At 40.7% G+C, this 21,157-nt stretch carries 13 protein-coding genes; 5 read left to right on the top strand and 8 right to left on the bottom strand.

Annotated features, from left to right (window positions below):
• Positions 1 to 80: 80 nt before the first annotated feature.
• From FR932_RS02985 to FR932_RS02955, 7 genes are all read right to left on the bottom strand, one after another.
• On the bottom strand, positions 81 to 1,829 hold the full coding sequence (locus tag FR932_RS02985) for a polyamine aminopropyltransferase (protein ID WP_019443068.1): 1,749 nt from the start codon (positions 1,827 to 1,829) through the stop codon (positions 81 to 83).
• Between the two features lie 161 nt (positions 1,830 to 1,990).
• Positions 1,991 to 2,881, bottom strand: coding sequence for a DUF350 domain-containing protein (locus FR932_RS02980; RefSeq protein WP_019443067.1), 891 nt, complete (start codon positions 2,879 to 2,881; stop codon positions 1,991 to 1,993).
• Positions 2,882 to 2,922: 41 nt separating this feature from the next.
• Entirely contained in the window at positions 2,923 to 3,900 is a 978-nt protein-coding gene (locus FR932_RS02975; protein ID WP_019443066.1) for a hypothetical protein, read from the bottom strand.
• 118 nt (positions 3,901 to 4,018) lie between these two features.
• Complete coding sequence (locus FR932_RS02970) at positions 4,019 to 6,412, bottom strand: fatty acid cis/trans isomerase (protein ID WP_019443065.1); 2,394 nt, start codon at positions 6,410 to 6,412, stop codon at positions 4,019 to 4,021.
• 208 nt (positions 6,413 to 6,620) lie between these two features.
• Positions 6,621 to 8,522, bottom strand: coding sequence for a hypothetical protein (locus tag FR932_RS02965; RefSeq protein WP_019443064.1), 1,902 nt, complete (start codon positions 8,520 to 8,522; stop codon positions 6,621 to 6,623).
• Positions 8,523 to 8,749: 227 nt separating this feature from the next.
• Positions 8,750 to 10,312 carry an AbgT family transporter gene (locus FR932_RS02960; protein ID WP_019443063.1) on the bottom strand — a complete coding sequence of 521 codons (1,563 nt, stop codon included), beginning with the start codon at positions 10,310 to 10,312 and terminating at the stop codon, positions 8,750 to 8,752.
• A gap of 399 nt (positions 10,313 to 10,711) precedes the next feature.
• The gene (locus FR932_RS02955; protein WP_019628953.1) at positions 10,712 to 11,335 is read right to left on the bottom strand and encodes a 3'-5' exonuclease; all 624 of its coding nucleotides are present in this window, start codon (positions 11,333 to 11,335) and stop codon (positions 10,712 to 10,714) included.
• A gap of 117 nt (positions 11,336 to 11,452) precedes the next feature.
• Here FR932_RS02955 and FR932_RS02950 point away from each other — a divergent pair, with 117 nt between their 5' ends.
• The 5 genes from FR932_RS02950 (at position 11,453) to FR932_RS02930 (ending at position 19,860) form a co-directional block, all read left to right on the top strand.
• On the top strand, positions 11,453 to 13,852 hold the full coding sequence (locus tag FR932_RS02950) for an ATP-binding protein (protein WP_019443061.1): 2,400 nt from the start codon (positions 11,453 to 11,455) through the stop codon (positions 13,850 to 13,852).
• Positions 13,853 to 14,018: 166 nt separating this feature from the next.
• Positions 14,019 to 16,214: a bacteriohemerythrin gene (locus tag FR932_RS02945; RefSeq protein WP_019443060.1), complete on the top strand. Its 2,196-nt coding sequence runs from the start codon at positions 14,019 to 14,021 to the stop codon at positions 16,212 to 16,214.
• 370 nt (positions 16,215 to 16,584) lie between these two features.
• Positions 16,585 to 18,195: a methyl-accepting chemotaxis protein gene (locus FR932_RS02940; protein ID WP_019443059.1), complete on the top strand. Its 1,611-nt coding sequence runs from the start codon at positions 16,585 to 16,587 to the stop codon at positions 18,193 to 18,195.
• Between the two features lie 56 nt (positions 18,196 to 18,251).
• Positions 18,252 to 19,439, top strand: a complete 1,188-nt coding sequence (locus FR932_RS02935) for a hypothetical protein (protein ID WP_019443058.1) — start codon at positions 18,252 to 18,254, stop codon at positions 19,437 to 19,439.
• Between the two features lie 10 nt (positions 19,440 to 19,449).
• Positions 19,450 to 19,860 carry a hypothetical protein gene (locus FR932_RS02930; RefSeq protein ID WP_019443057.1) on the top strand — a complete coding sequence of 137 codons (411 nt, stop codon included), beginning with the start codon at positions 19,450 to 19,452 and terminating at the stop codon, positions 19,858 to 19,860.
• Between the two features lie 284 nt (positions 19,861 to 20,144).
• On the opposite strand, the gene FR932_RS02925 is transcribed toward FR932_RS02930, so the two are convergent.
• The gene (locus FR932_RS02925) at positions 20,145 to 21,143 is read right to left on the bottom strand and encodes a linear amide C-N hydrolase (protein WP_019443056.1); all 999 of its coding nucleotides are present in this window, start codon (positions 21,141 to 21,143) and stop codon (positions 20,145 to 20,147) included.
• Between the last annotated feature and the right edge of the window lie 14 nt (positions 21,144 to 21,157).

The following is a 21,157-nucleotide window of genomic DNA, read 5'->3' as shown; positions in this document are numbered from 1 at the left end:
GTTATTTCACTTATTCACATGACACTAAAACAACATAACCAGTGGGTATTCATCAATACCCACTGTCACTACCACCATAACTAGTTCTTATATAGTTCTGACTCAGTTTGCCACGCCGCACGATTATAATCATACAAGACGCCAGAACCTAATCGATTAATCTCAATCTCGTCCATTTTGTCATAAAAATTACCGGGAAAAACAAACGACGCCAGCAAAAATTGTTTATTCAGCCAATTCGACGGTACAGGTAAATGATCCATATCACTGATACGTTTACTTGCCGATTTACCGCGTGTTGTTGCGATCGTCCAGCCCCACTGACCAAATGACGGTATATTACGTTGGTACTGCTCTACATGTAAAAAACCAGCCTCTTTGACTGTTTTACCAATACTCAAGAACGCCTTTTGTGCATGATAAGGTGATGTCGATTGTATTGCTAATGCACCATCTGCCGCGAGTAATTGACGTACTTGATTATAAAAATAATCGCTGTAAAGCTTATTCAAATCGGGGTGATTTGGATCAGGTAAATCAATAATGATGGTATCAAATTTAACCCCTTCATCCAGTAGCTTTTCAACTTGTATAAATGCATCGGTAGCAAACAGGGTTAAGCGCGGATCCCGTAATGACGCTTCGTTTAATCGCAACATACGTTGTTTAATCGTTTCAGGCGCAGCGTAGTCAACGGTATTAGCTCCAAACAAAGCCAGTAATTCAGCATCTAAATCCACTAAAGTGACGGCTTCAACAGGCCAGCGCAATACATTACGTAACGCTAAACCGTCCCCACCACCAATAATCAGCACCTTATCATGACGATTAGACGCCATCATTGCCGGATACACTAACAAGTCATGGTATAGCTGCTCATCAACACTGGAAAATTGTAAATGCCCGTTGATGAACAAGTCTGTCACCGGTTCAGCGTGATTTTTTAAATAACGTTCCGTCACCACCACATGTTGATACTTTGTCGATTGTGAATAAATCACTTTGTCTTTGTACAACACACTGCTTAATTGCGCCAGCCAACCAGTGCCTAACGTAAGAATAATCGCAAATAATGCCACCAATAATAAATGACAGACAAATAACAACTTCGCCCAGCGTATCTTGTCTTGATAGCGCCATAAAAATGCTAAACCAGCAACAATATTAAATAACGCCGTCCATGCAGCCGCTTCCATGATCGGTAAAGACAGCATGATCAACACCCAAATAGCCGCGCCAATACCCGCACCAATATAATCAGCGCCGTAGATAGTACCGGCGTTATTCTCTAAAAATCGACCGTAAACCTGTTGACGAACTCGGGCAATCAACGGGATCTCCATACCAATAAAAATCCCCAATATTAAGCCAAATACATAAGGCATGAATTTGGCTATTTTTTCGAGCTGTTGTGGTAGGTAACCATCCAGCACGACATTACTGGGTAAATTGAACGTCGCCGATAATAACTGTGGCAAGCTATAACTTAAGGCTATCATCGCTGAAATAATCAAAATACAGCTCATACCGATTAACGCAATCAAAGCTTCTAACCAAGCAAATGCAGTAAAGGCGTCTTTAAACCAACGCGCCATAAATGCACCGATCCCCATAGCGACAATCATGGTACCGATCATCGCATAGATCGCACTTTCAACCGAGCCTAATACCCTGCCCGCATAATGCGACAGCAAATATTCATAGATCAGGCCGCAACCAGCAAGAATAATCATAACCGAAATTAACAACGCATCGTGAAACCACAATGAACGTTTACGCTGACGGGCTTGTTGGGTTTTACTATCGCTATTTACAACTGAGGATTCCACACAATGCCTACTGTAGTTTAAGTTAGATTTTAAGAGATGAAGTCGAGATTAAAACTTAAAAAGCCCAAACTCAGTAATATCCACCAGTAATAAGAACTAGCTGATATTATCGAGTTTGAGCCATAGCTATGACTTAGATAAAATGATTACCTTATAGGGCATTAGCTACCAAGTAAGGTGGCCATTGTTAGACCAATTGAAAATGATATCGTTGCCGAGATCACTGCAACACCAATGTTCTTTTGGCGGATAACTTCATCTGCAATATCAACACCAGACAAGATCACTTTAATCGTAATTAACTGCAATACAGCGAAAATAGCCACACTGATCACTGCTGAAAATGCCCAATATGTCAGACTAAGCGTGATATTATCTGCGGCGTATGGTGCAAGACCAGTGGCAGCAGTGATCGCTAAGCCAGAACCGATTAAGAAACCAGAGTAGCGGATACCAACAGCCAAGTTATCATCTAAGATAAGTTGTTGTAGGCAATCACCTGTTCGCTTGAACAAACTCACACGGTATTTACTGACTAACAACATAATGATATTGGCAACAACAAACGCAGCAATCACAACAGGTAGTCCATGCCACCCTTCTGTTAACACCCAAATCAGTGCAGAACGCACAACAATCGCGACCGTTACTACATGCCCAAAGTCAACAAATGCCGCGGTTACGTTGCCTTTGACGATTTCGTCATGCAGGCTAACTTTTTGCAGTGTCACTTTGTCTTGGAAAAAATGTCCTGCCTTTATTAGCGCAATAGCTAATAAACCATAACCTGTCATTTGTGTTGCTTCTTCAAATAATGAATCTGCAAAGTCACCGCTACTCACGCCAGTTAATACAATGGCCAAGCCAGCTAAACCAGCAGCGAAACTAATACCAAAGGCAAAGTTGTCGCGTTTAGCAATTTCATCATTGGCGTGTAAATTTGATACCCAGCCTTTGATCATTTTTAAACTCACAAATAACGCAATAATGATTGTAAAATCAATAACCAGTGCTTGTGTTGTCCACATCGTCAATCCATCAAACTCGTACATACTTAATCTCCATAACTTGTTCTTTTATTTGTGCAAAGCGGCTATTTACCGCGGCTGACACCACGCGATGTACGGCTACCACTATTTCTAAATGATCCGGTCTTACTGCTCGCTTTATTCGTACTGGTAAACGATTTCTTCGGTTTAGAATAACTACTCGTCGTTTTAGTCGGCGTATAACTTGAACGACTCAACCCAGCAGAACCCGAGCGTGTCTTCGCATAAGGTGAACTAAACGATTGCCCTTTACGTTGAAATGATTTGCGTGTTTTAGTTTCAACTGCCGCTTGCTTGACGCTTTGTTTAGGGCTGGTATAACGTGAACGACCATAGTCATTGTAATAGCTATAACGGCGATTTTGGCTCCAATTAGAATAACCGACACGGCCCGTTAAATCCCCCAACATGCGATACATACCATACCACTGCCAGAAACTTGTGCCGTTACTGCCACTTTGCCAATTACCGTAATTAGGGTTACCGACCATCTGGCTACCAGCGCCATAATCAGTACCGTCACCACTGCTTTGTTCAGCGTATTGGCTAATTGCGCCAACACGCGCAAGTTGACCGTCAGACATATCTGCAAGCACATTAATTGGATCTGTTAACGCATCATTAAATAAGCTTTGTTTAGATGCCTCGTTAATACGCGTCAATTCATCCAGTAATAAACCCGCATTATCGAGTGTGACCGTTTCAGCTCGCACATCATTTAGTCGCATCGCCAGGTTTTCATATAAAGGCCCCTTACGCGTTGCATCCTCTGCAATCAAATTAGCAATACGCGTGAGTTCTGGCTTTTGTTGTTTTAGAACTTGCGCATATTCAGATAACAACCTTGCATTACGGATCGAGCCCGTTTCAATTGCACTGCCAAGTCGATCAATTGATTGCTCTGTAGTGAGCACTTGCTGCGTAATTGTCTTTTGTGTTTGTTCTAATTTTGATTCACAACCAGCTAACAGCTGTAAAATAAATAACAGACTTATTAACTTCCATGGTTTAATCATTGACATAAATGGCCACCTATCTTGCCCGCCTATTTTAATATAATTACGCCATCTTCTGGCTTTTTAATATCCCGTTACTGTACGTTTTAAGCATCAAAAAATCAATTGGTTATAACAGTGTAAGTTACCTATTTTGTAAGCGATTATAATCCAGTAAACCTGCGTTAATAGGCTGTAGCTGTTGATTAAGAGTTTGAATGGTATCACTGTGCGGCCAAAATCGAGGATCTGAGCGTCTCACACCATAATCGTCTAGCCAAGCACTATAATCTGTGGCGGTTTGCATCGCTGCTAACCGGGCAACAAATGTCGGTAGTTGTGCAGCATCAACCGTTAAATACACGCTTGGATAATCACCAATAATACCACTCACCACCGTTAGCGTATCCTCTGCCGGTAAGAGGTTCGATTCTTCATCCAATAAACTGGACATATTACTGTGCGCCACGTTTTTAACTAAACTATAAACACGTTTCTTATCACCATCACTCACCAATAGTATCGCCGTTTCCGGCAGCTGATTAACAGGTTTACCCACCAGCGCCATCAGTACCTGCATTAATGCCACTTCTTTCGCGGGTGTCCCCTCCTGCGCGAGTGCATATTGTGTTGGTAGTACCTTCGCAAGATGCTGTTTCAACAGCCCGAATAGCTCTAGTTTATGATCTTGAGTCTGGTAATAAATATTGCTGTCTTTGCCAACAAAGTGATCACTCTCTTCTAAATACTGTTTTAAATTAATCCCTTCATCACGATACCAATAATCATGTTCTTGCTGACGAATTTCTTTCGGTAGTAGATTTAAAAAGTTAAATTCAGCTTCCATACGTAGAAAGTCCATATACAAACGCGTATTTAATTGATGGCCAACATTACCATACACATCAAATCCAGCGACCAATAAATAGTGGATACGCTCTAGCAAAGGATAATCGATTAACCAAGCTGTTTTAGGCGCTTGACCCACAAGCCCCTTTACCACAGTCGCACTGTCAAAATGACGAAAGATAGTCAATGCCGCATTGTCATTTCCTTGCGGGTTTTGACTCGTAGACGTGAGGTTGTCACCATTCCAAACTAAATGTAAATCCAATAATGACTCTTGATTAAACAACTGATTAACTTTGCGCTTCTTGGCTTGTAAATATTCTTTTTGCGCTTGTGAATATTGATACCAAGTGACAACAACACCCGCGTTACTTTCTGATTCTGCGGGTAACCGTAAATGCGCTTTCTGTTCAGAAAGAAAATTATCACTATTGAGTCCCGCTTGTGCTTTACGCGTAACAAAGAACACCCAAAAATGATCATCAATCACATTCACTGCAATTTGCCCACGGCAAACAGGCCCTTTAATAAAGCCCATAATGGTATTTTGCGCTTCTTGTAACATAAACTGGTAACGCGATTGCGCTGGTATTGCTTCAAAGGTGATAAATGGATTCGAGGCAACTTGCGGTTTGTAGCTTGGTAAGCTGTCGACTTCATATTGTGGTTGTTCAAAAATCTCTTTAAATGTCGCCATACGTGCAGGGTTTAGCGCATAAGGTAAATGTGTTTTAGCTAAAATAGTTTCACGTTCACGCTGCAAGCGATAATAAACACGCGCTGTTTTTGGATCGTCATAAGGGCGTCGTGTGGCAATAATCTCGATTGGCATACCCGGTGGGGTTTTCGAGCGTACTAATTTAAAATAAGTCGTGTCTAACTCACTAAAATAAAGGTGTGATAGAAACAAATGCTCATAAATATAACGACTCACCAACTGACTTTTCAATGTGCTTTTATTCAGCCATTGTTCCCAGTGTGTCACTTTCGCAAGGTGCTCAGCAGAAAGCGCAGGCAAAGGTGCCATTTTAGCCCCGCCTGACAACCAAGACGTTAATAGTTTGAATTCACGATTGCTAAGAGCTGGCAGACCATACGGCATCCCTCCTTCAGGATGTTGTAATGCATAATCATCAAACTCACCGATGGCGCTACATTGCTGCTCTCGGTTAAGGGAAAAATCATAACTTTCAGGTAATACTTTAGCTGAAACCGATTCACCACTTAATTCATTACGTGATGTATCGTGCTGTTTTAATGCTAATGAACGATACAGCACACTCGCCATCAAATTCGCTTCTTCGACTTGCTTACGCTCATTCAATACCGCAGAAAAACCTTGCTCACGCCATGCCTGAGTCGAGGTCGCATCTTCATATAATCGTGTCGGCGGGATTGCTAATAAACGCGAACCACTGTGTATCAATGATTTACTTAGGCCACGCTCAATGCCTTCGGGTGACGTTAGCTTTAATTGGCAAGGTGCATCGTAACAACCATGGCAGACCACACAGCGTTGATTAAGCAAAGGTTGTACTTCGTTAAGATAAGTTGCAGCCTGAGGGGTTTTCGGGGATACCGTTCGCTCCTGTACTTCTTCAGTACCATACATGACATCATAGTTAGCCACGACAGCCGCAGCACAACCAGATAGCAATACAAACAAAACAACAAAAACAGAGCGAGACATGAGAATCCTTTCACAACAGGTCTTTACTTAAACAGCAATAAATACAAAGTTATTGATACAAAATGACTGAGCATAATATAACGTCCCAGATAAAAAATACAGACATGCTCAAATAGTGTGTTTATTAAGGATAGATATAAGTCGAGGTTTATGAATAATTTAATGACTAGAATAACGGCACCTGATAGCAAGTGCCGTTATATAACGCTTACGCTAAACGTTCTGCGTTTTCTTCCGCATCGCTTTGCTCTTGAATTAACTTAGCAGCGGCTTGTTCTTCTAAGCTCACTTGGCTTGGGCTACCAGCTAGGTTATCCATGTGTGCTCGCGACACTTGGTTAACCTGATAAATAGTTTCGGCATTGCTCAAATCTTTCTCGTTAGTAATCGAAGCAATTGCTTCACGACCACGTAAGAATTCTTTAATCTCAGCAACAATACTATCCATTTCGTCGGTATTTTTTTCCATCTCTAAAATGAAACGAGGCATTTCTAAATTTTTCACACCCGTGGTCGCAAATGTCGATGATAAAATACGTGACGTAATGATCCATGGCGTAATTGAACTACGCACAACAACGTTTTCTGAACGTGTTGAGTCATGAATAGACATACCCGTTGAGATCTTACTTTCAGTAAAGGTCCCTTCGGTTTTCATCCACATCAATAAACTTTTGAATTGCATTTCTGACCAGAATAAATGCGTACCATTGGCCAAAATTCGACCCGCAGCAGCAACCGCCAACCAACTAAAAAATAACGTCAGGAAAGCCATTAATAGATGATTGTAATCACCAATAATAGCAAACACTTGGTTATCATTCACGTGACGAAGGTTTGCCGTTTCGAGAAATAGATGATAAAACTCAAGACCCTTACCAACAACAAGCGTAAATAAAAATGCCGACGCAACAATGAAACCTTGTGAAAAAATAGTGGCTAACATACGGCAAGCTTTAAATGATTTAGAGTAATTCATTTCATGCACTTCCGGCTGAGTTTCGATCAGCAATTGCCCTTTAAAGCTGCCTTTACCTTGGCTTTGCTCTTGCAGTGCCGGATCAAACTCTTGGTAAATACGGTTTGGCATCTCTTTATAACGACGATTTGCCAATACGGTATTTTCAATATTAATAAAAATCTCATTCGGGTGAATAGATTCTTGCATATTATCGCGGTATTCCGAAACATCAGTCGTTGGCGAGCCCATATTAAAACGCTCACGCACCATCACCCAAGACACAGCAATGATCACAAGGCTCACGGCAAATAATAACCCTAAATTAAACCATGCATCAAAAAGAGTGATATCTTTAAATGCAATGCTGGTTTTTTCAATTACACGATCAGGAATCAGCGTGTAAAGATAACCCAGACCTACAGGTACGACAAAAGCAACAACCACTAAAAAAGCAATGCTCGATGCATTATGCTTATGCAATGTGGTATTACGAGCATCAGTTAATGATTTAGCCGTAGAACGCCAAACAAAGGTCATATAAACAAGTAACAATAGCGATAATACTGGTGTGATGATTGCGCCAGCTTGCCCAACAAGTCCCGAGTTAGATACAAAATAAGCCACCGTAAATACCACAATAGCCATAAGAGAAGAGGTAACTAAACCCGCAAGCTCTTGCACTAAATTACGGATTTGATAAGGCATAAAAATAAGTTTTGGAAACACCGAGTGTACAAGACGCGCTAACCAGCCAATCGGCTCAACAAACGTAGTGTTCTTGCGCCCCATCAGCATAGATTCAAGGTCATTCGCGTTATAAGCCGTCGCAGATTGCTCAGCTTTAGCATTCTCTTTTTCACTTTTATTACGATTAAATGCCAATGATGTTGGTACAGAACGACCCACAAAATATTTAAACAATTGGAATAAACCAACGCCCATATGGCGTAAACCCCAAGTCAAAAGCATCAAACCAAGTACCGCATCTACCCAAGCAGATACCATGTCGACTTTGAGACTCGCAGACACACTTAATAATGAAATAATACCTAAGATGCAGATAGCTGCACCTGCTATTGATTTAACTAAACCTTCGGTCTTAAAGGGGTTTTTAATTCCGAGGGTATTAGCACCAAAATCATATGCCATATAATCAGTCCTTTATATAATCCATATACAACTATAAATAAAAACTGGATTATACAAAGTTATGGTCCTGATGTAATAGTTGGTGAGCAAAAACTACCCAAAATGGAATAAAAGAATAAAAGTTAACCAAAAATCCATATAAATCACCATTACAGACAGCAAAAAGCCAATTTAAGACCCCTTAAATTGGCTTTGTAAAAATTATAATTTCATACACTTAGTGGTAATTAACCCATACTATAAGTATAAGGAGCTTGAATACCCAGTGGGATACCTAGTGCCCAATAACCCAGTAAGAAAATAGTCCAACCGATTAACATCGCAATCGAGTAAGGCATCATCAATGCAGCCAATGTACCAATACCAGAACTCTTCATATAGCGTTGCGTGTAAACAACCACTAATGGGAAGAACACCATAAGTGGCGAGATAATGTTAGACACTGAATCACCAACACGATAAGCCGCTTGCGTTAATTCAGGTGAAATACCAACAGCCATTAGCATAGGTACTAGCACTGGACCAATCAATGCCCATTTAGCTGATGCACTGCCCACTAATAAATTAACAAACGCAGTCAGTAAGATCATACCAACAATTGTCACCTGTCCAGGCATATCCATTGATTTAAGCAAATCAGCGCCAGAAAGCGCCAATAAAGTACCTAAATTAGACTGACTGAATGCCGCTAAGAATTGTGCACAGAAAAATGCCATTACAATGTAGCCGCCCATCGTGCCCATCGTCGCAGCCATCGCCTTAATCACATCATCACCCGATTTGAACGAACCAGAGACACGACCGTAAACAATACCAGGGATAATAAACAGTACAAAAATAAGTGGCACAATTGATTGCATGATCGGCGCTGAGAATGCCGTTAATTCACCTTCAGGTGAGCGTAATGGTGATGTTTCAGGATACAAGGCAGTAATTAATGCCACGATACCCGCAACCATAGTCCAACCCGCATAGCTAAATGCCCTTGATTCAACCGTTGATAACACGGCTAAATTAGGCGCTTCTTCAGCATCGACATCAACAGGTGTTGCAGCAAGGCGCGGCTCAATGATTTTTTCTGTTACATACCAACCAACACACACAACAAGGATTGAAGATAAGCCAGTAAAGAAAATGTTTGCCAGTGGATTAACGATATAAGCAGGATCTAGTACTTGCGCAGCCGATTGCGTGAAGCCTGCCAGCAGCGGATCAATGCCCGAGGGAATAAAGTTAGCCGAGAAACCACCTGATACACCCGCAAATGCAGCCGCAATACCCGCTAACGGATGACGACCTGCCGCATGGAAGATCACACCGCCCATCGGGATCACTAACACATAACCGGCATCAGCTGCAGTATGTGAAATAATAGCCACCAAGATCAACATAGGTGTTAATAGCTTTGCTGGAGTGAAGTTAAGCATTTTCTTCAAACCAGTATTAATAAACCCAGATGCTTCAGCCACACCAAGACCAAGCATGGACACCAAGACAATACCTAACGGCGCAAAACTGGTAAATGTAGTGACCATATTAGCAAGGAAAGACGACAGAGATTGTCCAGTAAGTAGGTTATTAACCTCAATAGCTTGGCCAGTGATCGGATGGATCATACCAAAATCAAACTGTGAAAATAATGCGGATAATAGCCAAACAATGACTAATCCCCAGAAGAATAGAATTGCAGGATCAGGAATTTTATTACCTGCTCGCTCAATTAAATTTAAAAATTTATCCATTGCCCCAGAGGGTTTATCAGGTGTACTTGCAACAGCTTGCTTGCTCATTATAACTCCATCGTTATTTTCATCGTACGATTAAAAGCCAAAAATAATAGCTAAATAGGCGTAATTTACAAGCGTATAATGCAACCAATTACGCCGCCAAAATACACCTACATATAACAGAATAGGTATATTGGCGTAATGCACCACACTAACACAACCCAACCTATCAATGGCTTATATAACACTACCACATGATAATAGGCGATATTTTCATCTGCAAAAATAGTTATTTAAAGCAGTGTAAATTATTGTCTGCCATTTTGGCCTGTACGATTAACCAACGTAACTTAGTTATATTTAGTACATACGTATACTGAGTATGTGAAAACTCTGCATTACGTGAATATTACATACCTACAAAATCAATGAGATAAGAAACCGTTAAATACTATATTCGTATCAACCCTGCTGATAACGACGTAAAAAAGTATCTACTGATTTTTTCGGCGTTTTAGCTAACTTCAGTATTAAAGGAAAAGGTATATAGGCCAAGTTATAACGTGATTTCATCTCCTCTAACATCACTAACCATAGTTTCGTGGTCATTTCAGAGTCAAATAACGCGCGGTGAAAACCACCGTCTGATGGGATATTAGTATAATTTATTAACTCACCTAATTTATGACTCGGTGCATCTTGAAAAATACGTCTAGCCACGAGTAGCGAACAACTAAATTCACCATCATAACCACGGCCAATACGGGTCAATTCAGCATCTAAAAAGCGCTTATCAAATGACGCATTATGAGCAACTAAATTATAACCCTGAATAAAATCAGCAAAACGATGCATCACCTCTTCACAAGGCGCAGCTTTTTCGAGCATGGTATTGGTAATACCCGTGTAATCAGCAATAAAACCACTGACACGACGACCAGGATGCATCAGTTCTTGAAATCGCCCGGTGATCTTACCATTTTCAATTTTTACCGCTCCGATTTCAATCGCGCGATCCCCCATATCAGGAGATAACCCCGTAGTTTCGAAATCCAATATAATAAGGGTATCAGCGTTCACTATCATTGCTACGTTCTCTCTCGTTGTAACTTATAAGTCAGTCATGAATTATAAAACAGTATGCTCACACAAGCGATCTATGTCTACACTAGGGGTAATAGCTGTTTTATAAGAGGGAACTGTATGTCGATAAAGCCTCTAAGTTGTAGCCAATTATACCGAGCTTCAACACTCACCAAGCTTACTGCAGACTGTAAGTCAACCAAACACCTGCAACCACTCGATCAAATTATCGGTCAAGATCGTGCACAACAAGCGGTCGAATTTGCCATGTCGATAAAAGAAAAAGGCTATAATATCTATGCCTTAGGCCATAATGGTCTCGGTAAACGCACCATGATATTACGCTACCTTAATCGCCATGATCCAAGTAGCAACAATCAGCCCGTTTTTGATTGGTGCTACACGGTTAATTTTAATGATGCACGTCTTCCCAAAGTATTAAAGCTCCCCCCAGGTAGCGCGCATCAATTTAAAAAAGAAGTGGAAAGTCTGACCTTACGTTTAGTTAAAGCCTTATCGATGACGTTTGATAACGAGATCTATTTTGCTCGCGCCGAAAAGCTCAAAAATCAATTAGAAAGCAAACAAGAAGCGATATTACAAGATCTAACAAAATCAGCGGAACAACATAGCATTAGCTTAACACTCACAGCGCAAGGCAATTATCAGCTCGTTGCCATGAACGACAAAAATGAAGCCTATTCCGAGAGTGATTTTGAGGCGTTAAGCGACAGCCAAAAGAAACGTTTTGAAACAAAGATCACTGAGTTGGAAATCAAGCTACGTGACATTATTCGCCAATTAACGATTTGGGAAGAAGAGTTCACCGATAAGATCCAAAAGCTCGATGAACAAATAGCGCAGGACGTATTAGTGCACTGCACCACCCCATTAAAAGAAAAATACAGCCACTTACCCGACGTCAAAGCCCATTTAATTGCCATGAATAAAGACATATTAGATAACCTGGATATCTTTGTGGAAGACAGCGAGGATGACATCACGTTGGCTTATGCCGCCCTCGATAAAAAAATGCCGCGCCGCTATCAAATTAACGTACTCATTTGCCAAGAAACCAACACCTTCCCCATCGTGGTGGAAGAAAGCCCTAACTACCATACTATTTTTGGCTATATCGAAAACGCCACCTTTAAGGGGACCGTGTTCACTGATGCCTCTTTGATCCGAGCGGGTAGTTTACATCGCGCGAATGGCGGGGTATTAATGATTGATGCAATCAAAGTACTTGAGCGTCCTTATGTATGGGATGGTTTGAAACGCGCCTTACGCGCCAATAAACTAAGCCTCAGTTCACTAGAACGAGAGGTCAGCTTATCGGGTACAATCTCATTAGATCCCGAACCAATACCATTATCCGTTAAGATCATCCTATTCGGTGATTATCAAACTTATCAACTGTTACAAGAATACGACCCTGAATTTAGAGAGTTATTTCGTGTCACCGCCGATTTTGAAGATGTCATGCCTAGAACCGATATAGCAGAAGCTAACTACGCTAAGTTTATTTCGAGCATAGTCCACGACAATAATATGCTGCATTGCGACCGTAAAGCCATGAGCAGGATCATCGAATACAGTTCACGCCAGGCAGAAGATCAAGACATGCTTTCCTTGCACTCTGTCGATATTGCCAATTTATTACGCGAAACTAACTACTGCGCTCGCCTCGCCAATGCCACCCTTATTCGCCATCATCATGTTGAGCAAGCGCTGGCCAACAAGCAGCAACGAGCAGGTCGATTACAAGATTATCTATTACATAGCTTCATGAACGGCTCAACCCTCATCGATATTAAAGGCTTGGTGATTGGGCAAGTTAATGCGCTGTCTGTTATTGCTACATCAGATAGCCAATTTGGTATTCCTGGTCGCATCACTGCCACCGCATCCTTTGGTGAAGGGGAAATATTCGATATTGAACGACAGGTAAAACTCGGTGGTAATATACACTCTAAAGGGGTGATGATCTTATCCGCTTATTTAGCATCAGTGTTTGGCCAAACCGCCATCATTCCACTAACGACACGTTTAACGTTCGAACAATCTTATGGCCACGTCGATGGTGATAGCGCCTCACTAGCCGAGTGTTGTGCCATTATTTCCGCATTTTCACAACAGCCATTACGCCAGGATATTGCGATCACAGGATCCATGGATCAATTCGGCCATGCTCAACCTATCGGTGGTGTAAACGAAAAAATAGAAGGTTTTTTTGATGTCTGCTCTTCAATCACGACACTATCAACACAAGGCGTGATTATCCCACGTGCCAATGTCCACAACTTGATGTTAAGGAGCGATGTCATTGCCGCTGTTGAACAAGGTCTGTTCTATATTTGGGCGATTGATCATGTCACCGAAGCGATTAACTTACTCACCAACATCACCGCTGGTTCAATGAATAGCAAAGGTGAATACGCACACAACTCCGTTTTTGGTATTACCCAGAACCGATTAACCCATCTACGCAAAGATAATAACGCAGCCGCAAGCACATAAATATAATTACCTAAAATATGAGTGTTCAACAAGCGTAAACATAAGAAATAAAAGGAAATAAGCCTAGACATCAAAAAACCACTACTTTATGGCTAGTCAATGGCTAAATATGTTGACATAAATAAATGAAATTTTATACTTCAGCCTCTTTAGTCAATGGTAAGTAATGGCTCTGATGATTAGTCTCGAATGGAATGAAGACATGTGTGTTGGTATCGATGAAATTGATGCCGACCATAAAAAGATCCTCATAATTATAGCCGCTATCATCGATGCTATTGATATTAATGCGAATGCAGAAACCATTGAAAAACATTTTTCAGAACTAGCCGCTTGTACAGCTTCACATTTTAAGCATGAAGAAGCGTTAATGAAAACAATGGGGTTCGAAGATTTTATTGAACACCAAAAAGGCCACCAAGGCTTTTTAGTCCAATTACCGGAATTAAAAAATAAGCTGCTTAATTCAAATAATGCAGAGGCCGCTGGCGAAGTTAGCCAATTTTTATATGATTGGGTTATTGAGCATATCCTTATAGCGGATATGGATTATGTACATGCCTTTTACAGTGAAGAAAAGTATAGCGTCTCGTTTAAAGCCATATTCCAACGTTCATCGGAATGGTTAAGCCAGCGAGTCAATATCTCAACTCGTGTACTTATCACGGCCTTATTACCTATCCTCGGTATGTTATTACTTAGCTTTATCGCAATTAAAGACAATTATCAGCAATATAAAAACATGCTGCTATTAGACAATCTCACCCAAATCGTCCAGCAAGTAAACTCACTCACACACAACTTGCAGGTCGAACGCGGATTATTATCCAGTTACATCAGTTCAGACTACCAACGTTTTTCTAAAGCACTTACAAGCCAACAACACAAAAGTAATGACGAGATATATGCGTTTACTACCCTACTCAATTCACGCAAAGCGCTATTAACAGAACCTATGTTAATCGAATTTATCAACTCAACCAAAATTGATATTACCGAGTTGATCATATTTCGAAATGGCTTAAACAGCACAAGCATTAGCAGTGAAAAAATACTCACGGGCTACAACCTGATTATTGGTAAACTATTATCCCGTGTAAATCGTTTATCGCACATAAAAATGGATGCTGAATTTGCAAATAATATTACAGCAATTAACGCCATTGTTGGATTAAAAGAGATCCTCGGTCAGCAACGAGAACTCGGTACACAACTCATCGATGATGATCTATCTACGCATGAATTAATACACAGTGAGCGCTATAAGCAGCTATATATGCAACTCGGGATGCAGCTCAATGCTATTTTTATTTTTAATTATTCTGCCACCCCAGAGCAGCAACAGACTTGTGGTAAGCTCTGTAATGTAGCAAAACAAAAAGCATTTATTAATAAGACTATTGAAGACCTAATGCTCAAGCCAGGAAAAGAGCAAAACAGTCAATTTTGGTTCATTACATTAACTAATCGCATTGACGATATCGAAATAGTAACCGATAAAATCATCAATGATCTCGATACTAAAACACAACTAAAACTCGAAAGATTAGAATCTAGATTCTACCTCGTCATTATCATTATTAGCACGATAGTTGTCTTAAACACCTTATTTTCGACTATTCTATATCACAGTGTAATCACGCCGATTCGCCGTATTACCCATGCGTTAAAGCAAGTCACACTAGGCCGTTATAACCAACAAATGAATGAATCTGCGTCTAAAGATGAAATTGGCGCCCTCTATGGTGCCTATGAAACATTACGTAGAAAGCTATTACAGGCTGACATGTCAAAAAATATTATCAAACGTCAGCAACAATCATTACTCGACCGCCGTAAAGAGCGAGATCGATACCGAGAATTGGCATCACGGGATACCTTAACAGGCGCATTAAACAGACGTAAGTTTAATTTGATCCTCAAGCAAGAGATTAATTTTGCCAAACAAGATAAGCAAAAACTGTCATTATTACTACTCGATATAGATCACTTTAAGCGTATTAATGACACTTATGGTCATGCGGGGGGCGATCAAGCGCTGCGGGATTTTTATGATATCTGCTCTAATAGTGTGAAATCATCTGATATCGTCGCGCGTATTGGCGGTGAAGAATTCGCCATATTAATGCCTGAAACGGATAAAGCTCAAGCTCATGTGATTGCTGAACGACTTCGACATAATATCCAAGCACTACAAATTCCTTATGGCCAAGAGACTATTCGACTAACCGCCAGTATTGGATTGGCGCAATGGCACGAGTACGACTCCTTTAACGTCGATGAGTTTATCTCACATACTGACAAAGCACTTTATCAAGCAAAACGTGACGGTCGAAATTGCGTTGTTGAGGCATCAACCTAGTATCATAAACACACCCGAATCCATCTCCCCTCCCTAAAAGTTAGCCTTAACACCCTAAAGGTCAACAGATAGCCCACCTTAAGAGTAGAGTCTAAACTCTAACCTGAACAATAATCCATCAGTTTTTTATTTCATTTATATTTATTTTCATTTCGTTACACTTTTTTAAATTCCGCCATGTAATGATATGTATGTATATTTATAAAAAGTCATAATTTCACTTGAACACAGTAATTAAGTAACTATTTATCAATTAGTTAATGTTAAAAACATAAACTATTGCATACTTTATAATACTTAATGTTAGCGATAACACATAACGATACAGCTTGTTGTGTAAGACTACCCTCCTAGGTTAAGGAGAACCAACATGCCTCTAAAAATTAAATTCATTATTTTCGCTACATTTATTTTCGCGTTATTCAGCACCTCATTCTATATGCATGGGCAACTAGAGCGTACTGTTAGCCAAAATCTGCATAAAGTACAAACCGATTATTATCCATCATTAGAAATTGCGATCACCAATAACAACCTCCTTATGCAGTTTGATCAACATATACAAACAGCAGTGATCCTTGCTGAAGAAGACTACATCGATTCTGCGCTTGTTATTACAGAGCAAATAGATAAGAACTTACAGCAACTTGCCACATTATCTTTATTACATAAAAGCGATGCTATCGAATTAGATAAGGCATTACTCAAGCACAGCGAAAAAGCAGCTCGCGTCGCATTAGATTTTATTGACGGTGAAAAAGAGGTTGCTCAATTAGCGCTATTAGCGCAACAGAACGCAGCAAACCTAATCCAGCTTGTTTCCCAGTTTAAACATATTAAAAAACAATTAGAAAGTGAGTTTGAACAACTTATCATCGCAACTTTAGCCGAGGCAAAAATCGCTAAACAGCGCTTTCTTTGGTTTAATGTGATCGGACTATTGGTATTAATGTTAGCTGCCGTTTATGCCTGGCGATCAAGTTCGAAAATGAGTAAAAACCTCAAAAAAGTAAGTCACTCCTTACAAGGTTTTGCCGAAGGAGATGGCGATCTTTCAATTCGTATCGATCACCAAGGTAAAGATGAACTCGCAGATCTCGTCTCTTGGTTCAACTTATTTGTCGCGCGTTTACAGACATCAATGCAAGATACTGCGAACAATATTACTGAATTAGCTGAAATAACAACACAATTAAACAGCAATAGTCAGCAGAACTTAAGTTCAGTACAGCAACAATCACAAGAAGTCACAGCCACCTCGTTAACGATTAACGAAATGGTCATCGCTATAAGTTCAATCACAGACAGTGCGATCTCGGCATCACAAGAAACCGTGGCAGCAAATCAAAGCGCCATAGACGGTAATGCCATTATCGAAAACACCATTGAATCAATCACAGTACTGGCAAGTGAAGTAGAGAGTAGCGCCGATATCGTCAATGAACTAATCACCTTTACTGCAAAAGTTGGCGGTGTGATTAACATTATTGCCGATATTGCTGACCAAACTAATTTATTAGCACTCAATGCCGCCATCGAAGCCGCCCGAGCTGGTGAGCAAGGCCGTGGATTTGCAGTTGTAGCCGATGAAGTTCGCAACCTTGCATCAAGAACCCAATCATCGACCACTGATATTAAACAGCTTTTAGAAGGCCTTAACAAAATTTCCCATTCTGCATCTTCAGCGATGCGCAGCGGTGTTGAACAAGCCCATAAAAGTGTTAAAGAATCTTACACAGCGGTAGAAACGTTAGCCATGATCACCAGTAAAGTCAGCGCTATCAATGAAATAAATGAACGTATAGCCGCAGCCGCAGAACAACAGCGCAGCGCCTCACAATTGATTGGCCAAAGTATTAATACTATCGAAACCAATTCAACTCATGTGCAGGACAATGCCCATGATCTCGAAACGATTACAGCTAAGATCCAACAGATAAGTCACCAATTTCAAAACTTAACCAAACAATTTAGATTATAGATTGGCTCAGTAACATGCGCCGGTTTACCAACACCCAAGACAGGAAGTTAGAAGATATGATGAACAAGACCCTCATGGCTACTGCGTTGCTCAGTGCTTTGGCAAGTACTGCCGTACACGCAGATACTACATCCGAAGAGGTGGCGGCACTACAACAACAAGTAGATTCGCTAAGTAGCTTAATCGCAAATATCAGCAAAGATACTATCCATGTGAGTGGTTTTGCTTCTGGTGCGTTTGGCATTGCCAACAATGATGCTGGTTATGCCGGTTATACGACAGACGGCAGTTACCACGAAGATTCTCTGTTTGGAGTACAAGCGACATTCAAACCATCTAAGTCTTTAGAAGCGACGATACAGTTAGTTGCTAAGGGATCGTTAGACTGGACGCCGAAAGTAACTGCTGCCTACTTGGGCTATACGTTTGATAATGATATTAAATTACGTGCAGGTAAATTACGCCTACCGTTATTCATGTTATCTGATTATTTAGATCTGGGTTACGCACAACCTTGGGCCCGCAGCCCAGAAGAAGTTTACGGTCGCGTGCCCATCTCGTCATTTACCGGTGTTGATGCCAGTTATGAGATTGAACTAGAAGATTCATACATAAACCTGCAAGCCTTCACGGGTAGTGAAACAATGAGTGATGAAAGCTCAGCCGGTGGTGTGGGTACCGTTGAAGATATGGTTGGTTTAGTGTCCACCTGGAATGATGATTACTGGACAGTACGTGCTAGCTATACCATTGCCACAGTGAAGGATGTCGAGTTTCCAATTGTAGGTATCGATGCAAACAATGGAAAACCAATTACAGCATTACCTAATATTGAATCTGAATCGGGTTCTTACGCCAGTTTTGGCGTGCGTTATGAAAATGAAAACTGGCTAGTGATGGGTGAAGCAACCCAGACTCGCGTTGATGGTTATTTCTCTGATTCCAATGCTGGTTATGTAACTGTAGGGTACCACCTAAATCAAGTAATGCCTTATGTGTCAGTCGCGCGCTTAGAAACTGTTGATAATGAAGAACGGGAGTCTTTAAACCAAGCTGCACAATCATTAACTTATCAACGTAACGCTTACAGCGTCGGTACGCGTTGGGATATCCAACCAGGTTTAGCAATGAAGTTTGATGTTACTTATGCAAACAATTTTGGTGATACGAATGGTGGTCTAGATCCAAAGAGTACAGAAGACAGCACAACCGTATTCACCATCAAAGTCGATGCGACATTTTAAGGAGCTAATCATGAAAAAGAACATACTTATTTTACTGCTTAGCGCTTTATTTACCTTACCTGCGTTTGCAGACATCGTTATCGTTGGTAACCCAGCCCTACCTGATGGTTTGACGAAGAAAGATGCTAAAAGGATCTTCTTAGGCAAAAATAATAAATTTATCCAGGATGATTTATACCTTATTGAATTGTCCGCAACAAACCCGTTAAAAGCACAATTTCATAAAAAGGTGACGAAGAAGAGTTTAGCGCAGCTTGAATCATATTGGTCCAAGCAACTGTTTACCGGAAAAGCGACACCACCGGTAGAAGTGGCTGATGCCAATACCGTTAAAGCGACAATACGCCAGCATCCTAATGGCATCAGCTATATGGATGAAGCCGATGTTGATAGCAGTGTAAAAATACTGTTTAAGCCTTAGGCCTTAACTATGCCCCAAATCTCGTTAGAGCTGTTACTCTGTCGAAATGTATTCATATCAAATCACTCCCATTTTCTCATGTGAAAATGGGAGTGATTTGATATATAACAACTGCTCACGCGGTCCCTATTGTTAGCTCAATAGGGACCGCGAATTTAACTAGGTTAGGTAACACGCTGAGACACTATCGCCCCCACCCATAACCTTTGCCTGAATGTTAAGAAATGATGGTTGCCTTTTAGATGTTGGGGTGTCCTGTTTTTCTCTCTTTTTTATACATGACTTTAATTAGAAAATAAAGGCGAGATTGCATTGACCATTAATGGTTGTCGAAACTCTTTTCCCATTAAGTCATAAACATTAAACTTTACTGTATTCCAGTTATTCTCAAAATTGTATTCCATGACACTGTCACCCGTTTCTAAGCTTTGTGATAGGGTCCATTCGGTCGCGTAAACGGTCATGCCATTACCAAAATCTTTATAGGGCGCATCAACGGGTACCCTAAATGGTACACTCGCAATTTTCATCAATCCATTTTGCACACTGGTTGGCTCAGTTAATTTACTTTTGTAATAACTAGCGTGAATAAAACGACTTTCTGCACTGGCATTACCCTTTGAGCCAAAATCAGTATTACGATCGGCATTTTGCCATGATGGTTCATACTTTTGACGGTTTTTAAGGTGTGTTTTAAATGAGGGATCGTTGGTCATGACCATCGCTATTTCACCGCGATAAACATGTAAACCTTCTTTATCTAACTCAATCACGGCGCGATCGCCTGATTTATCGGTGATAGACCAATGTAACTTTATATCCATCGGCATTACGGCCAGTGTTAATTTTTGAACTTTTAATTGCGGTAAGGCATTAATCGCTTCTTCCACAGTGGCATAATTAGCTAATAAATACTCACCAAAAGTAAATTGTGTAATGCTGTTATTGCTGTTTTTTTCGGGAATCGTCATTGGCGTGTAATACAGCGCATTCATTTGCAAACCTTGGCTATTAACGCCGTCATGTACCAACTCGCCATAGGCTAATACAGCAACAATATCGTATTTTACAAGATAGTCATCACCTTGGCCTGCTCCTTGGATAGAGCGAAGCGTCCCTTTGTTAATATTACCCAGAACAGGGTTAGTTGCTTCAACCCAGTCGTTGGTACGCGAAGTCAGCACCCCTTGATCAGTATTCCATGCAATAGAAGTACATGCGTGGGCAATCGTAGCAGAAGTTAGAGTTGATAAGAGTGCAATTTTCAACGTATTTTTTAACATGGTTGCTTCCTAAG

Source organism: Moritella marina ATCC 15381 (genome assembly GCF_008931805.1).
Taxonomy (GTDB): Bacteria; Pseudomonadota; Gammaproteobacteria; order Enterobacterales; family Moritellaceae; genus Moritella; species Moritella marina.
Note: the sequence above shows the minus strand (reverse complement) of the source record. Positions and strands in the feature narration are given on the sequence as shown.

Excerpts from the sequence above, each read along its gene's own strand:
- FR932_RS02930 (WP_019443057.1), top strand. The coding sequence starts at position 19,450 with ATGAAAAAGAACATACTTATTTTACTGCTTAGCGCTTTATTTACCTTA.
- FR932_RS02960 (WP_019443063.1), bottom strand. The coding sequence starts at position 10,312 with ATGAGCAAGCAAGCTGTTGCAAGTACACCTGATAAACCCTCTGGGGCA.
- FR932_RS02945 (WP_019443060.1), top strand. The coding sequence starts at position 14,019 with ATGGCTCTGATGATTAGTCTCGAATGGAATGAAGACATGTGTGTTGGT.
- FR932_RS02955 (WP_019628953.1), bottom strand. The coding sequence starts at position 11,335 with ATGATAGTGAACGCTGATACCCTTATTATATTGGATTTCGAAACTACG.
- FR932_RS02980 (WP_019443067.1), bottom strand. The coding sequence starts at position 2,881 with ATGTACGAGTTTGATGGATTGACGATGTGGACAACACAAGCACTGGTT.
- FR932_RS02975 (WP_019443066.1), bottom strand. The coding sequence starts at position 3,900 with ATGTCAATGATTAAACCATGGAAGTTAATAAGTCTGTTATTTATTTTA.
- FR932_RS02965 (WP_019443064.1), bottom strand. The coding sequence starts at position 8,522 with ATGGCATATGATTTTGGTGCTAATACCCTCGGAATTAAAAACCCCTTT.
- FR932_RS02950 (WP_019443061.1), top strand. The coding sequence starts at position 11,453 with ATGTCGATAAAGCCTCTAAGTTGTAGCCAATTATACCGAGCTTCAACA.
- FR932_RS02935 (WP_019443058.1), top strand. The coding sequence starts at position 18,252 with ATGATGAACAAGACCCTCATGGCTACTGCGTTGCTCAGTGCTTTGGCA.
- FR932_RS02970 (WP_019443065.1), bottom strand. The coding sequence starts at position 6,412 with ATGTCTCGCTCTGTTTTTGTTGTTTTGTTTGTATTGCTATCTGGTTGT.
- FR932_RS02940 (WP_019443059.1), top strand. The coding sequence starts at position 16,585 with ATGCCTCTAAAAATTAAATTCATTATTTTCGCTACATTTATTTTCGCG.
- FR932_RS02925 (WP_019443056.1), bottom strand. The coding sequence starts at position 21,143 with ATGTTAAAAAATACGTTGAAAATTGCACTCTTATCAACTCTAACTTCT.